General features: G+C 65.2%; 13 protein-coding genes. 8 read left to right on the top strand and 5 right to left on the bottom strand.

Annotated features, from left to right (window positions below; genetic code table 11):
• Positions 1-5: 5 nt before the first annotated feature.
• Together IWX81_RS14080 and IWX81_RS14075 are read right to left on the bottom strand one after the other, a co-directional pair.
• The gene (locus IWX81_RS14080; RefSeq protein WP_199281965.1) at positions 6-287 is read right to left on the bottom strand and encodes a metal-sensitive transcriptional regulator; all 282 of its coding nucleotides are present in this window, start codon (positions 285-287) and stop codon (positions 6-8) included.
• The gene (locus IWX81_RS14075) at positions 287-2,389 is read right to left on the bottom strand and encodes a heavy metal translocating P-type ATPase (RefSeq protein WP_442977809.1); all 2,103 of its coding nucleotides are present in this window, start codon (positions 2,387-2,389) and stop codon (positions 287-289) included. The genes IWX81_RS14080 and IWX81_RS14075 overlap by 1 nt, the downstream gene beginning before the upstream one ends.
• A gap of 115 nt (positions 2,390-2,504) precedes the next feature.
• On the opposite strand from IWX81_RS14075, the gene IWX81_RS14070 reads away from it, so the two are divergent.
• The 3 genes from IWX81_RS14070 (at position 2,505) to IWX81_RS14060 (ending at position 4,667) form a co-directional block, all read left to right on the top strand.
• Positions 2,505-3,014, top strand: coding sequence for a thioredoxin family protein (locus IWX81_RS14070; protein ID WP_199281964.1), 510 nt, complete (start codon positions 2,505-2,507; stop codon positions 3,012-3,014).
• Between the two features lie 5 nt (positions 3,015-3,019).
• Positions 3,020-3,769: a cytochrome c biogenesis CcdA family protein gene (locus IWX81_RS14065; protein ID WP_199281963.1), complete on the top strand. Its 750-nt coding sequence runs from the start codon at positions 3,020-3,022 to the stop codon at positions 3,767-3,769.
• A gap of 70 nt (positions 3,770-3,839) precedes the next feature.
• Complete coding sequence (locus IWX81_RS14060) at positions 3,840-4,667, top strand: SDR family NAD(P)-dependent oxidoreductase (RefSeq protein WP_199281962.1); 828 nt, start codon at positions 3,840-3,842, stop codon at positions 4,665-4,667.
• A gap of 63 nt (positions 4,668-4,730) precedes the next feature.
• On the opposite strand, the gene IWX81_RS14055 is transcribed toward IWX81_RS14060, so the two are convergent.
• On the bottom strand, positions 4,731-5,435 hold the full coding sequence (locus tag IWX81_RS14055) for a ThuA domain-containing protein (RefSeq protein WP_199281961.1): 705 nt from the start codon (positions 5,433-5,435) through the stop codon (positions 4,731-4,733).
• A 134-nt stretch (positions 5,436-5,569) separates the two neighbouring features.
• Here IWX81_RS14055 and IWX81_RS14050 point away from each other — a divergent pair, with 134 nt between their 5' ends.
• The 3 genes from IWX81_RS14050 to IWX81_RS14040 are packed head-to-tail and all read left to right on the top strand — an operon-like array spanning position 5,570 to position 8,938.
• On the top strand, positions 5,570-6,169 hold the full coding sequence (locus tag IWX81_RS14050) for a PadR family transcriptional regulator (RefSeq protein ID WP_199281960.1): 600 nt from the start codon (positions 5,570-5,572) through the stop codon (positions 6,167-6,169).
• Positions 6,170-6,206: 37 nt separating this feature from the next.
• Entirely contained in the window at positions 6,207-7,904 is a 1,698-nt protein-coding gene (locus tag IWX81_RS14045; protein WP_199281959.1) for an ABC1 kinase family protein, read from the top strand.
• 50 nt (positions 7,905-7,954) lie between these two features.
• On the top strand, positions 7,955-8,938 hold the full coding sequence (locus tag IWX81_RS14040; RefSeq protein WP_199281958.1) for an oxidoreductase: 984 nt from the start codon (positions 7,955-7,957) through the stop codon (positions 8,936-8,938).
• Positions 8,939-8,958: 20 nt separating this feature from the next.
• On the opposite strand, the gene IWX81_RS14035 is transcribed toward IWX81_RS14040, so the two are convergent.
• Together IWX81_RS14035 and heR are read right to left on the bottom strand one after the other, a co-directional pair.
• Positions 8,959-9,561 (bottom strand): GNAT family N-acetyltransferase, encoded by a 603-nt coding sequence (locus tag IWX81_RS14035; RefSeq protein ID WP_199282011.1) that lies wholly within the window; start codon positions 9,559-9,561, stop codon positions 8,959-8,961.
• A gap of 34 nt (positions 9,562-9,595) precedes the next feature.
• Positions 9,596-10,399 (bottom strand): heliorhodopsin HeR, encoded by an 804-nt coding sequence (heR, locus tag IWX81_RS14030; protein ID WP_199281957.1) that lies wholly within the window; start codon positions 10,397-10,399, stop codon positions 9,596-9,598.
• Between the two features lie 73 nt (positions 10,400-10,472).
• Here heR and IWX81_RS14025 point away from each other — a divergent pair, with 73 nt between their 5' ends.
• Positions 10,473-13,289: a cation-translocating P-type ATPase gene (locus tag IWX81_RS14025; protein WP_199281956.1), complete on the top strand. Its 2,817-nt coding sequence runs from the start codon at positions 10,473-10,475 to the stop codon at positions 13,287-13,289.
• A 112-nt stretch (positions 13,290-13,401) separates the two neighbouring features.
• Positions 13,402-14,616, top strand: a complete 1,215-nt coding sequence (locus IWX81_RS14020; RefSeq protein WP_199281955.1) for an Acg family FMN-binding oxidoreductase — start codon at positions 13,402-13,404, stop codon at positions 14,614-14,616.
• Positions 14,617-14,623: the final 7 nt, after the last annotated feature.

Here is a 14,623-nt window from a genome sequence, read left to right as displayed (position 1 = left end):
CCTTCTCATGACCGCACGAGGCGGGCAATAGCGGCTGATGCTTCTCGGATCTTCTCGTCGGCGACGGCGCCGCCCTCGCGGGCCGCCTCGGCGACGCAGTGCGCGAGGTGATCCTCGAGCAGCGCGAGCGCAACGGTCTCCAGAGCCTTCGTCGCCGCAGACACCTGGGTGAGCACGTCGATGCAGTACGTGTCTTCCTCGACCATGCGGTGGATGCCACGCACCTGACCTTCTGCGCGACGCAGCCGCGTCAGCAGTTGTTCCTTATTGCTGGCGTATCCGACCATCACTGTGCCTTTCGTGGGTTCGCCCGGGGGCTGTCGAGAATTGCTGCCGTGCTCGACTCGGCCCTGAGGTCGAGCCGGCGCAGCAGTTGGGCGTTGAGAGCGACCACGACCGTGGACGCTGACATGAGCAGTGCACCCACCGCCATCGGAAGGATGAATCCGATGGGTGCGAGCACACCGGCGGCGAGCGGCACCGACAGCAGGTTGTACCCAGCTGCCCACCACAGGTTCTGCTTCATTTTCGCGTAGCTCTTGCGGGAGAGTTCAATCACAGACAGCACCGACCGCGGGTCGTCACTCACCAGGATGACCCCGGCGGAGGCGATGGCCACATCGGTTCCTGCGCCGATCGCGATCCCGACATCCGCCTGGGCGAGTGCGGGCGCGTCGTTGACGCCATCCCCGACCATCGCGACCTTTCGGCCCTCGGCCTGCAGCTCGCTGACCTTCGCTGCCTTGTCTTCGGGGCGCACTCCAGCGAAGACCCGATCGATTCCGAGCTCGGTCGCCACTGTCTGCGCGACGGCGTCGGCATCGCCCGTGATCATGACGACCTGGATGCCGAGGGCGTGCAGGGCATCGACGGCCTGCCGAGACTCTGGCCTGATCTCGTCGGAGAGCCCGATGGCGCCGATGACGGTGCCGTCACGCAGCACGTGCAGGATGATCTCCCCGTCGCGCTCCCAGCCCTCGGTCTCGGCCAGCGGTGCGGCGTCGTGCGAGTCGAGCATGCCGGGCCCGCCGACGCTGACACTCGCTCCGTCCACCGTGCCGCTGACGCCGACAGCGGTGGACGACTGGAAGTCCGTCGCGCGAGCCACGGTGAGCGAGCGCGCGGTGGCCGCCGCAACGATCGCCCTGGCCAGCGGATGCTCGCTGTCTCCCTCGACCGACGCCGCCCATTGCAGCAGCTCGGCCTCAGAGACGCCCTCGGTCACCGCGACCGTCGACACCACGGGTTCGCCCCGGGTGAGCGTTCCGGTCTTGTCGAAGAGCACGGAGCTGACGGTCCGCATCCCCTCGAGAGCGAGCCGATCCTTGATCAGCACTCCGCCCTTCGCCGCACGCTCTGTCGCGATCGACACCACCAGGGGAATGGCGAGCCCGAGTGCATGGGGGCACGCGATGACGAGCACCGTCACGGTGCGGATGATCGCGTCATTGGGCGATCCCACGAGCATCCACACCACTGCGGTGATGGCGGCCGAGCCGAGGGCGAACCAGAACAGCCACCCTGCTGCGGTGTCGGCGAGCCGTTGTGCGCGCGAGGTGGAGCCCTGAGCTTCGGTGACCAGTCGCTGGATGCCCGCCAGCGCAGTGTCATCGCCGATCGCGGTGATCCGCACGCGCAGAGCGTTGTCGGTCGCCACCGTGCCAGCCACGACGTGGCTGCCCATGCTCCTGCTGACCGCGCGCGACTCCCCCGTGATCATCGACTCGTCGACGTCGGCGGTTCCTTCGATCACGTCACCGTCGGCAGGCACGCGGCCGCCCGGTCGCACGACGACGACATCGCCGACGATGAGTTCTGAGGGCGAGACCGTGACGATGGTGTCACCCTCGACCCGCTCGGCCTCATCCGGAAGCAGTGCCGCCAGGGAGTCGAGAGCCGACGAGGTCTGGGCGAGTGAGCGCATCTCGATCCAGTGGCCCAGCAGCATGATCACGACGAGCAGTGCGAGTTCCCACCAGAAATCGAGCTGGCGATCGATCAGGCCGAGACTGGCGCCCCAGGATGCGAGGAACGCCACAGAGATCGCGAGCGCGATGAGCAGCATCATCCCGGGTGTGCGCGACTTCAGCTCTGATACAGCTCCCGTGAGGAAGGGGCGGCCACCCCACACGAACATGACCGTGCCGAGCACCGGAGAGATCCAGGCGATGAAGGGCAGGTCGGGCAGCGTGTAGTTCAGGATCATCGCCATCATGTGGCTGAAGACGACCACCGGGAGGGCGATGACCAGCATGATCCAGAAGAGCCGGCGGAACTGGGCGACATGGTCGGAATGGCCGCCGTGGCCGCCGTGGTCACTGTGGTCACCGTGAGCCGTGCCAGCGTGCTGCACGGTGGTGCTCGCGGGTTGCTCCAGATCGGTCTCCACACCTCGATCGTATACCCCCAAGGGGTATCTTCGCTGGGAGAGGCAGGGTCTTACGAATCCATGACAACCACGGCGATTTCACCCGCTTCTCAGGCATGAATGTCACGGTTGTCTCGTGAACAAGAAACTTGCAGCAGTCACCGTCGGCCTCGTCGTGCTGATCGGAGGCTCACTCGTGGCCTATGGGGTGACCCGAGGCGACGACGCGACGGGGAGCGACTCCGCGACATCCTCCACCGAATCGACGGCCACTGAATCGACGGCACCTGACCAGGTCACTCGCGAAGAAGCTGATCTGCCGACGGTCGCCTCAGAGGCCGAGGGTGCCTATGTCGACTACTCGCCCACAGCGATCGCCGATGCGACCGGCGACACTGTTCTCTTTTTCCACGCTCCGTGGTGCCCGTCGTGCAGGTCACTCGAGACGGACATCCTGAGTTCGGGTGTACCCGCTGGAGTGACGGTCATTAAGGTCGACTATGACACCAACCAGGATCTGAGACAGAAGTATGGTGTGACGGTGCAGACCACCTTCGTGAAGGTCGACCCAGCAGGAGAGGGGCTCGGCAACTTCGTCCCCGCCGAAGATCTTCGCCTGGCAGCGGTCGTCGACGCCCTGCTGTAGTCGTCGTGACCGGCCTACTGCTGCTCTCGTTCGTCGCGGGCATTCTGACCATCGCGGCGCCCTGCGTGCTTCCCCTGCTGCCGGTGATCGTCGGCGGCTCGATCGTACGTACCGATGCGAATGTGACGGTCGCCGACCGCACCTGGTTTCGCCCGCTCGTCATCGCGGGCAGCCTCGCCGCCTCTGTCGTGCTGTTCACGCTGCTGCTGAAAGCCACCACCGCGCTGCTGGGCGTTCCACAGATCGTGTGGCAGGTGATCGCGGGCGGCATCCTGATCGGATTCGGTCTCACGCTGGTGTTCCCCGCGCTGTGGGAACGCCTCATGATCGCCACCGGCCTGCAGAATCGCGCGAACGCCGCGCTCGACAGGTCGTACCGCAAGAGCGGCGTCGGCGGCGACATCCTGCTCGGAGCCGCGCTCGGGCCCACCTTCAGCAGTTGCTCGCCGACATACGCACTCATTCTCGCGACGATTCTGCCCGTGTCGTTCGCCGAAGGCGTGCTCTACATCGTCGTCTACGCCGCCGGACTGGCCATCGCCCTGCTGCTCGTCGCCTTCCTCGGGCAGGCTTTCGCGCGCAAACTCGGTTGGCTCTCATCGCCGAGTGGATGGTTCCGTCGGGTGGTCGGGATCCTGCTCATGATTGTCGGGGTGGCCGTGATCGTGGGCCTGGACAAGCAGTTCCAGGCGTTTGTGATCGACCAGGGCTGGTACGACCCGATCGCGAATTTCGAAGAAGGATTCGCGGGCTGATCCCACCGGTCGAAATAATGCGGCGCAGCAACCGGTTGGGCTGAAAATAACCCACGGGAAGAAGCTCACGATGGATCTCACACCACTCGACCTCAACGATCGTCGCGGAATCATCACCGGCGCCGGGCAGGGAATCGGCCTTGCGCTGGCGCTCGAATTCGCGCGTCGCGGCGGTCACCTGCTGCTCGTGGGCCGCACACCAGAGACTCTCGCTGAGACGGCCGAACTCGTAGCGGCAGAGGGTGGGACGTCCGAGGTGCTCGCCTGCGACCTCACCCAGGCTGGCGCCACCGAGCAGATCACGGACGCCGTCGCTTCCTGGAACTCGGTGGATCTGCTCGTCAACAACGCCGGCAACGTGCGCGCCGGTCGGCTGGAGCTGACCCCCGACGCCGACATTCGCTCGATGCTCGAACTCAATCTCACCGCCCCGATCCTCCTGACCAAGGCGCTGCTGCCGGAACTGCGCGAGAGCGGAGCGGGCCGCGGCAGCATCATCCTGAACATCTCCAGCGGGATCGCGCTCGTCGGCATGCCGTTCTATTCGATCTACGGGGCCACAAAAGCAGGGCTCGCGCACTTCGGCGAGTCGCTGCGCCGCGAACTGATCGGCACAGGAGTGCACGTCGCGACCGTCTACCCGGGAGCGACAGACACCGCGATGATGAGGTCGCAGAACGCCGGAGCAGACCTCGGCTGGGAGCGCCGCTCCCGTGAGGATGTCATCGCCGACCTGATGGCGGCGCTCGAGGCCGGCGAGCACGAGATCAACACCGCACCCCGGAGCCGGCGCGCCATGCAGCAGCTCAACATCAGCGACCCCCTTGCCGTGGATGCGGCCATCGCGCCGGGGCTCGTCGAACTCGAAGCCGCCGTGCGGGATCATCGCAGCATCTGACCGCGACTGAGTGGACGGGGCTGAGTGGACGGGGCTGAGCGGACAGGGGCTAGGGGCTAGGGGCTAAGCGACAGCGCGGCTCGACCAGAGCAGTCCGCGCTCGATGATGCGGCGCACATTCGGGTTCTCGAGCACGTCGAGACTGTGACCGGGGGTCGCCACGAAGATCCGGCCGTCGGCCCACTGGCGTGTCCAGACGGCGGGCGAATGCACAGGCCGGTGCCAGGGCTGGTAGCCGCGTGCAGGATGAGTCGTGGTGGCGAGCACGTCGATGAGGTCGTCGTGCAGCACCCAGTACTGCTCGGTCTCGAGCTCGAAATCCTCGATCCCGGCCGTGATCTCGTGTGATTTGCCGAGGTCGGTGATCTCGATGGTGTGCCGCAGGAAGTTGTCGGTCTCGTCGCCAGCCAGCTGGCCGGGCTCCCCGGAGGGGTGGGTCGCAAACTGCCCACCGACGAGCTGGAGGTAGTCCGAGGTGTTGCGGAACGAGTCGGCTATTCCCCCGTGCCACCCCGCGAGTCCCGTTCCCCGGGCCACCGCGTTGCGGAGTCCAGTGAACTCCTCCGGGCCGATCTCCGACATCGTCATGCACTGCAGGATGAGGTCGGTGCTGCCCATGGTCTCGACATCGGCATACACGGCCGTCGACTCCTCGATGGTCACCTCGAAATCGTTCGCCTCGAGGAAGGGAACGAAGGCATCGGTGGATTCCACCGGGTGATGGCCTTCCCAGCCGCCTCGGACAATGAGTGCTTTCCTGGATGACATGGCCCCCCAATGGACGCGGACGACGCTGCCTGGAATGCTGGCAGCTGGCTGTGGAAGAGTAGCAGGGGCCCCGCGAACGATATATCGTTAAGTATCGTCGAGCCCGACCGGGCGCCGACACCGAGGAGGTCATCATGAGTGGTTCATTCCCCAACGACACATTTTCTGGCGGCGGGTTCCCCGGAGGAGGATTCCCGGGGCGTCGCAACGGCCAGGCCGACAGCTGGCCCATGAACGCCGTCTGGGAGCGGTTCGAAAACATGCGCGGCCAGTTCCAGCAGAAGGCCGGCACCCGCATGGGTCGCGGCGATGTTCGTGCCGCCGTCCTGTCGCTTCTCGCCGAAAAGCCGATGCACGGCTACCAGATCATCCAGGAAATCAGCGAGCGCAGTGGTGGCGCCTGGAAGCCCAGCCCCGGCTCGGTCTACCCGGCCCTGCAGTTGCTCGCCGACGAGGGACTCATCCTCGCCGAGGAGTCCAACGGCCGAAAGACATACTCCCTGACCCCCGAGGGCAAGGCCGTGGCGGATGCCGCGGCCGAGCACAAGGCACCCTGGGAAGACCAGGGAATGCGGGACAGCGGTCGCGCTTCAGCCCTGCCCAAGGCCGGCATCGAGCTCGCCCAGGCAGCAGCCCAGGTGGGCCGGACCGGAACCCCGGAGCAGGTGCAGCAGGCTGTCAAGATTCTCGACGAGGCTCGCCGTAAGCTCTACTCCATCCTCGCCCAGGACTGAACCGGTGCCGGCGGCCCCGCCGCGCCAAGGAGATTAGATGACCGACAGCCGCGCCATGCGCGCCCGCTATCGCAGGATTTTGAGATTCGCGGCACGTTATCTGGCACAGGCGTGGTGGTACGAACTGTTCCTCCCCCGGCTCGGACTCTCGACGTTCGTGGCACGGGGGAGGCCCGCTCGACTGAAGAAGATCGCGCAGCGCTTCCATGTGCTCGCCGTGGAGCTCGGTGGCCTGATGATCAAGGTCGGGCAGTTCATGTCGTCCAGGCTCGACGTGTTGCCGCCCGAGATCACCAAAGAACTCGAGGGGCTCCAGGATGAGGTTCCCGCTGTTCCGTTCGCGCAGATCAAGGTCTTCGCGGAAGCCCAGCTGGGGGTGCCACTCGAGCGCGCGTTCTCGTTCGTCGACCCCACACCGCTTGCCGCGGCATCCCTCGGCCAGGCCCACCGCGCGACGCTGTCTGATGCCGACGCGGCAGACACCGGTTTGCGCGATGTCGTGCTCAAGGTGCAGCGGCCGGGCATCGACAAGATCGTGGATGTCGACCTCGCGGCGCTGCGGCGCATCGCCCAGTGGCTGAGCCGGATCCGTCTGGTCTACGATCGGGTAGACATGCCCGCCCTGCTCGAGGAGTTTGCGACCACGAGCCTGGAAGAGATCGACTACCTGCACGAGGCTTCCAACGGCGAACGGTTCGCCGGCAACTTCGCGGGAGATCCTCGCGTGAGCGTCCCCGAGCTGGTCTGGGAGCGCACCACCCGTCGGGTACTGACGTCGCAGGATGTCACGGCGATCAAGATCAACGACATCGACGCCCTGCGCGCCGCCGGGATCGACCAGCACGACGTCGCGTCTGAGTTTGCCGCCGTCATGTTCGATCAGCTGTTCTTCCACGGCTTCTTTCACGCAGACCCGCATCCCGGCAATATCTTCGTCACACCTCTGCCCAACGAGGATGGCATGGGTCGCGCCTGGAAGTTCACCTTCATCGACTTCGGAATGATGGGCGAGGTTCCCGACACCCTGAGGAAGGGGCTGCGAAGCCTCCTCATCGCTGCCGCCTCCCGCGACGGCAAGGGAATGGTCGACGGAATCCGCGGGGTGGGAGTGTTGCTCCCCTCGGCCGACACGGCCGAACTCGAACGTGCGATGACCACGGCGTTCTCCCGCTTCGGCGGCATGGGTTTCGCCGAGCTGCAGGAGGTCGACCCCCGCGAGTTCCGCGCGTTCGCCGTCGAATTCGGTGACCTCGTGCGCACCCTGCCGTTCCAGCTTCCCGAGAACTTCCTGCTCATCGTGCGCGCCATGTCGATGACCTCAGGCATGTCGAGCTCCCTCAACCCGGCCTTCAACATCTGGGATGCGATCGAGCCGTACTCGGCCCAGTTGATCCGAAGCGAAAGCGTCAATCTCGTTCAGGATGTCGCGAAACGGGCCATGACGATCGCCAGCACCCTCTCGCGCCTCCCTGATCGCCTCGACGATCTCACCACCCGCATCGACGAGGGCAGGATCGCGGTGCAGACACCCCGGCTCGACCGCCGCATCAGCGGCCTCGAGCGCATGGTGAGGCAGCTGATCTCGGCCGTGTTGTTCGGCGTGCTGCTGATCGGCGGCATCACCCTGCGCTCCGACGATGTCGTCTTCGGAACCGTGCTGATGGCCTTCTCGGTGGTCCCACTGCTGCACGCCCTGTTCGCCGGAGTGGTTGCGCGGCGCGGTCCCCTGCCGTAGGCGGCCCGGCCGCTTGACCTCGAGTGCACTCCAGGTTCTAGCATCGAGGGATGACCACCACACAGGACATGATTGCTCGCCAACAGCCGCTCAGCACAGAGTTCGGCTACCGTACGACCGCGACCGAGGTGCTCGCAGGCCGTGATCTCACCGGCACGACGGCCATCGTCACCGGCGGATACTCAGGGCTCGGTCTCGAGACAGTGAGAGCGCTGGCTGCGGCGGGTGCCTCCGTCGTTGTGCCGGCACGTCGGCCCGAGACTGCCGAGGCGGCGCTGGCAGGCGTGCCCGGAGTTCGGGTCGCGCCGATGGATCTGGGCGACCTCGAGTCGGTCGCCGCGTTCACGGCCGAGATGCGCGAGGCTGGCACATCCATTGGCCTCGTGATCAACGCTGCCGGCGTCATGGCCACCCCGGAGCAACGCACTGCGCAGGGCTGGGAGCTCCAGTTCGGCACCAACCACCTCGGGCACTTCGCCCTCGTCGCCGGGCTGGCGTCACTGCTTCAGGATGGCGCCCGCGTGGTGTCGTACTCCTCGGTCGGGCACTACCGCTCCCCCGTGTTGTTCGACGACATCAACTTCGAGACGACCCCGTATGACTCGTGGGTCGCCTACGGCCAGGCGAAGAGCGCGAACGCCCTGTTCGCGGTCGGTCTCGATGCGCGGGCCAGTGCCAGCGGCATCCACGCCTTCTCCGTGCACCCCGGCGGGATCATGACCGACCTCCAGCGCAACATGCCTCGCGAAGAACTGATCCAGCGCCAGTGGATCGACGCCGACGGCAACCCGAACCCGATGTTCAAGTCGGCAGCCGAGGGCGCGTCGACCGGGCTGTGGGCCGCGACCGCGACGGAGCTGCTCACCCGCGGCGGCATCTACGCCGAGGACTGCTCGCTCAAGGGGGTTGTGGCGAACGATCACGCTGACCTCACGAGCGGTGGAGTCAAGGAGTGGGCCATCGATGTGGATGCCGCCGACCGCCTCTGGGCTCTCTCCGTCGAGGCGACCGGGCTCGATCCATTCGCGGGCTGACGACACGTCAGTAACGCGCGCTAGTCGCGATGGCGGGACGACCACTCGGCGTGGAGGATCGCGTAGACCCCGGTATCGCTCCACTCGCCCTTGAGCCACATCTCATCACGGAACAGTGCCTCCTCCCGCATTCCCAGTCGGCGGCACAGTGCAATGGATGCGGCATTGCGGGGATCCAGCTCGGCGACCACTCGATGGAGTCCGAGCTCTCCAAAGGCGTAGGCCAGCATCGATTCGGCAGCCTCGGTGGCGTATCCGCTGCCCTCGAAGTCAGGGTGCAGGGTCCAGCCGATCTCCGCGGCGAGGTCGTCGATGCTCTTCAGGGTGAAGTACAGGTGGCCGATGACCCTGCCGGTATGCGTCCCGGCTGCATGGAGTTCGAGGGCCAATTGAAGATAGTCGCCCACTTCGGCGAGCCGCGTCGACATCGACCACTCGGCGATTTTTTCCGCCACTATCTGGCGGGAGCGCGGTTCGTGCAGCAGGTATCGGCAGACCTCGGGATCTGACATGTACGAGTGCACGGCATCCGTGTCGTCCAGGGTCATTGCTCGCAGAAGCAACCGCTCAGTGCGGATCGGAGAAAAGTCTCGCGCGATAAAGACCGGTGCCTCAGGAGGCATCGACGACTGCGGCACGGAAGCCTCCTCTCACTGCTCAGCTGGTGAGTGCCGGGATGATCGCGCCGGAGAACACCTGCCAGGCGAGAGCGGTCTTGGCGACGAGGCTCAGGGTGATGTACGTGCGCTCGCCCTGAAGGTAGCTCTTCCACTTTCCGACCTGCTTGTACTGCAGCCACTGGTTGATGGCGAACGTGTTGAAGAACAGGAACAGGGAGATGACGATCCCCACGACGAAGCCGGGGATCTCGGTCTCGCTGTCGCTGCCGGGACGCAGGAAGTAGACCAACACGACGAGCCACGGCACGATGCCGACCATCGACCCGAAGATGAACGGGACCAGGCCGCCGGATCCTGGTGACTCGTACTTCTCCTGCAGCGCCCCGAACAGGATCATGGCGGCGTTCGCGGTGAAGAGGCCGAAGAACGCTCCGAAGTCTGTCACGCCGTTGATCGCGAGGATGAGCCAGATCATGATCGACGAGCTGAGGGAGTATTCGACCCAGCGGAAGTAGTTGCGGTTCTGCAGCAGGCCGGCCTTGTAGCGCCCGAAGAACCATGGGCTGGAGATGAGGAAATGGAAGAATGCGCTGAGGGCGAGGAAGGCGACGACTCCGACGCCGATGTTCACCTCGAAGAGCGTGACACGCTCGGGAGGGATCGGCACTCCGGGCGGCCCGGCCAGATAGTCGGCGGTCACGGCGAACAGCACCTGCGTGCTCAGCATCGTCAGCACGATCGCGAACCCGATGGCCTGCACCAGATGCAGGCTGCCCGCCACGATGTTGTAGATCCGCAGGCGGTTTATCTGCTGGTCAGGGGTGTAAACAGTCTTGGCCATGTGCTGTCTCCTTCGTTGACGCTGACGTTAGCACCGGAGTGGCCCCGCTCACCACGCCCCGTATGCTGGCGCCATGGCGTCCCCACCAGCCGGGGCGACCCCGGACCAGAGCACCACGGCGACCGCTCCCGCGTATCTGGATTCCGTCGAGCGCACCATCGCCAGATTCGAGACCACAACCACCGGGCTCTCTGACGCCATCGCGAGCGAGCACCGACTGCAGTTCGGCAGCAACGTGATTGTCGAGTTGACGCGGGAGTCGTGGCTTCGCCGTTATCTGAGACAGTTCAAGGATGCGATGATCGTGCTTCTGCTTGCGAGTGCAGCGGTCACCGCGTTCCTCGGCGACATCGGCACCGCCATCGTTCTCGTCGTACTGGTCGCCATCAACACACTCATCGGATTTCTGCAGGAGTACCGCGCCGAGAAGACCATGGATGCGTTGAAGAAGCTGCAGTCCCCGACCAGCCAGACCTACCGAAACGGGGTTCTGGCCGAGATCGACTCCCGCACCCTTGTCGTGGGCGATGTGGTTCGGCTCACCGAGGGCGTCTCGGTTCCCGCAGACGTGCGATTGATCGAGACCGTCGCCTTCGCCACGAACGAGTTCGCGCTCACCGGCGAAAGCGATCCAACCCGCAAATACGCCAGGGCCATCGCCCACGAGGTACCTGTGGCGGAGCGGCACAATATGGCCTACGCGGCGACAACGGTCGCGACCGGGTCGGCCGTCGGTGTGGTGGTAGCAACGGGAATGGACACCGAGCTCGGCAGGATCGCCCAACTCAGTCAAACCGCTCCGACAACTCCGAGCCCCCTGCAGCTCGAGATGGCACGGATCGCGAAGTACGTGACCTACGGCGTCGCCGTGCTTACCATCGTCGTGCTCATCATCGCCGTGCAGTCTGACCTGCCCCTCACAGTAGCGCTGCTGTTCGCGGTGGGATTCGCCTGCGCTCTGATACCGCAGGGATTACCAGCCGAGGTCAACACGGCGCTTGCTTCTGCTGCGGCAATGCTCGCCCGGCGACACGTGCTCGTCAAGAAGCTCAGTGCCGTCGAAACCCTCGGCGCTACCCACGTGATCTGCACCGACAAGACAGGCACACTCACCAAGAACGAGATGACCGTCACCGAGCTGATCGTGGCGGGAGTGCCGTACGGCGTCTCGGGTATCGGCTACGAGCCGGTGGGCTCGTTCACACCCGTGGCAGCAACCGGAGAATCGGCGCTTCGCCTGCAGCAGCTTCTCACCGTCGGGGTTCTTGCCAGCACCGCGAGGCTCGTCCCGCCAGCCGGGGATGTCACTACCTGGCGGGTCTTCGGTGACCCCACCGAGGGTGCCCTGCTCGTCGTGGCGGGCAAGTACGGGCTTGATGCTGCGTCGCCCGCATCGGAGCACGTCGAGGTCGGCGAGTTGCCATTCGACTCAACACGCAAGGTCATGACCTCCATCCGTCGCGACTCCAGTGGCGGGTTCGTCGCCTATTCGAAAGGCGCACCGGAGAGCATCCTGGATCGCGCCACTCACCTCGACACGAGCGCAGGAATCCGCCCCATCACCGCGTCTGACCGCGCAGACCTGCTCGCCCTGCACGAGGGGAAAGCGAGCAGGGCACTGCGCAATCTGCTTTTCGCGACCCGCGTGCTCAGCGACGCGGAGGCTTCCAGCGACGACATCGGCGTCATCGAGAAGAATCTCACGGTGCTGGGAATGGTCTCGATGATCGATCCCATTCGATCCGCGGTGCCCGCCGCGATGGCTATCGTGCTCGGAGCCGGCGTGAAGGTCAATATCGTTACCGGCGACTTCTCGCTCACCGCAATTGCGATCGCGCGGCAGGCTGGCCTGTCCGATCCCATGGCGATCAATGAGGATGACGCGCTGACCGTCGTCACCGGCGCCGAACTCGCCACGCTGTCTGACGCGCAGGTGCTCGCGCACGCGTTGCGGGGCGGAACGGTCTTCAGCCGCGTCGCGCCCGAGGACAAAGTGCGCATCGTCGATCTGGTCAGAACCGCCGGCTTTCTCGTCGCGGTCACTGGAGACGGAATCAACGACGCGCCAGCCCTGCGGCACGCCAGCATCGGGGTCGCGATGGGCGCATCGGGCACAGACGTCGCCAAGGAGGCCGCCGAGGTGGTGCTGCTCGACGACAGTTTTGCGAGCCTGGTGGGGGCGGTGCGCCAGGGACGTACGATCTACCAGAACATCCGCAAGGGTGTGCTGAGCTGTCTCACGTCGAATATCGCCGAGTTCGTGGTGAATTCGGCGAGTCTCGCCCTCGCCTCCCTGTTCGGCGTGCCACTCGCGCTCAACGTGCTGCAGATCCTCGCCATCGACCTGCTCGGCGAGATCTTCCCGATCGCCGCCCTCGGGCGCGACCGCGAGGAAGGCGAGACGATGAAGAACGCGCCGCGCGACCCGAAGACACGCATCATCAACCGGCGGTCGATGCTGGATATCTTCATCGCCGGTACTCTCATCGGTGGCCTGGCGATAGCGAACTACCTGCTCTTCTACACCCGCACGGGCATAGACCCTTTCACGATGGAGGTGCCGACAGACGTTCTGGTGCGCGCTATGACGGTCACCTACGTCACCGTGATGGTCTGCCAGCTCGTGAGCATCATCCAGCGTCGCAGCGTGCACGGCTTCTTCACCAGGTTCCAGTTCTCTAATCGCGCGTTCTGGGTAGCGATCCTCGCCGCGGTGGCCATCATGTGCGCCATCGTCTACGTGCCGATCATCGCGATATTCTTCGGAACGGGGCCGCTGGGCATTGTGGACTGGGCGTGCGTCGCAGCGGCGGCCGTAGTGTTCCTGGGCATTCGCGAGGGCGAACGGATGCTGCGGCGCCGGTTCGCGCACGGTCTCACTGTCACCTGATCCAGGAACGGGGACTTTCGGCACTACGGCACGTCAGCGACGCCAGCAAATATGGAGGAATGACACACACCATCGTCTCGGCGCTGCTCGGGCCGTCGGGCTCGGGTCCACGATGACCGCCGTGCGGCGGCACCCGGTTCGGCGCCGCATCACGATCATCGCCCTCGCGGCACTGGGGTCGCTCCTGGTGGTGGCCGGAGTGGTGTTCGCCGTCGGCGGGGCGTTCGCGCCGTCGCGCTACCTGGATCCCTGGTCGTCGGATTATCACAAGAAGTTCGACGATCCACGCGTGCAGCTCGTTTCCGCCGGCCTGCTGGCGTCCAGCGGCCACAACATGCAGCCGTGGCTCGTCACACTCGATTCCGACCCCGACGTCTTCTACCTCTACGCGGATGACTCTCGCCTTTCGATAGCGGTCGATCCACTGTCTCGGCAGGTCATGGTGTCGCAGGGCACGTTCCTTCAGAACGTGACAGTCGCCGGTGACCAGCTCGGGCATCCGGTCACCATCGAGCTCTTTCCCGACGGAGACTTCGACGAATCAAACCTGGTCGCGAGCATGGCCAGCACGCCGGTGGCCCGAGTGACACTGTCTTCCGCGGCATCCGTTCCCCAACCGACCTGGGAGTCGGTGTTCAGGTCGGACACGAACCGAGCCCCGTATTCGGATGCGCCACTCACCTCGCATCAGCGCAGCGCTTTCGCGGGGCTCGACAGCTGGCCGGACAATGATTCAGAAGCGTCTCTCTCGGTCCTTACGGCACAACAGGATCTCGACGCGCTGGGCTCATTGAGCATCGAGGGCTCGACCATCGAGTCGGAATCGGCGGCGGCGACCGCTGAATCGGATGTCGTGTTCCGCTCGAACGAGTACCTCAAGAACGAATCACGATGGGGCTTCTCCGTGGAGGGCCAGGGCACCAGCGGCCCGATGAAATACCTGATCCAGGGGCTCATCACCCTCATCCCCGCCATGAACAGCGACGACGTAGGAGCCCAGCGGCAGATCGACCTGACGACGGCAGCGGTGGCGGCAACACCCGCGTACGGCATCATCTCCACTCCGGCGAACACCCGGCAGCAACAGGTCGAAGCGGGGATGCTCTACAGCAGGTTCGAGCTCACAGCCCGCAGCGTCGGCCTCGTCATGCAGCCGCTCAGCCAGGTGATCCAGGAATACCCCGAGATGGCCGAACTGTATTCGTCCGTTCATCAGCAGTATGCGTCAGACGGTGGAACCATCCAGATGATCGTCAGGGTCGGAATGCCCACCGCCGAGTATCCGCAGACCATGCGGCGCGACGTGTCCGATCTGCTCGTCGACTGACGGCACC

This window comes from Salinibacterium sp. CAN_S4 (assembly GCF_015752305.1).
GTDB lineage: Bacteria > Actinomycetota > Actinomycetes > Actinomycetales > Microbacteriaceae > Rhodoglobus.
This window is presented reverse-complemented; position numbering and strand designations above follow the sequence as displayed.

Bases quoted from the DNA above. Each gene is read 5' to 3' on its own strand.
- IWX81_RS14020 (WP_199281955.1), top strand. From the start codon at position 13,402: ATGACCGCCGTGCGGCGGCACCCGGTTCGGCGCCGCATCACGATCATC.
- IWX81_RS14060 (WP_199281962.1), top strand. From the start codon at position 3,840: ATGGATCTCACACCACTCGACCTCAACGATCGTCGCGGAATCATCACC.
- IWX81_RS14040 (WP_199281958.1), top strand. From the start codon at position 7,955: ATGACCACCACACAGGACATGATTGCTCGCCAACAGCCGCTCAGCACA.
- IWX81_RS14050 (WP_199281960.1), top strand. From the start codon at position 5,570: ATGAGTGGTTCATTCCCCAACGACACATTTTCTGGCGGCGGGTTCCCC.
- heR (WP_199281957.1), bottom strand. From the start codon at position 10,399: ATGGCCAAGACTGTTTACACCCCTGACCAGCAGATAAACCGCCTGCGG.
- IWX81_RS14055 (WP_199281961.1), bottom strand. From the start codon at position 5,435: ATGTCATCCAGGAAAGCACTCATTGTCCGAGGCGGCTGGGAAGGCCAT.
- IWX81_RS14035 (WP_199282011.1), bottom strand. From the start codon at position 9,561: ATGCCTCCTGAGGCACCGGTCTTTATCGCGCGAGACTTTTCTCCGATC.
- IWX81_RS14025 (WP_199281956.1), top strand. From the start codon at position 10,473: ATGGCGTCCCCACCAGCCGGGGCGACCCCGGACCAGAGCACCACGGCG.
- IWX81_RS14080 (WP_199281965.1), bottom strand. From the start codon at position 287: ATGGTCGGATACGCCAGCAATAAGGAACAACTGCTGACGCGGCTGCGT.
- IWX81_RS14045 (WP_199281959.1), top strand. From the start codon at position 6,207: ATGACCGACAGCCGCGCCATGCGCGCCCGCTATCGCAGGATTTTGAGA.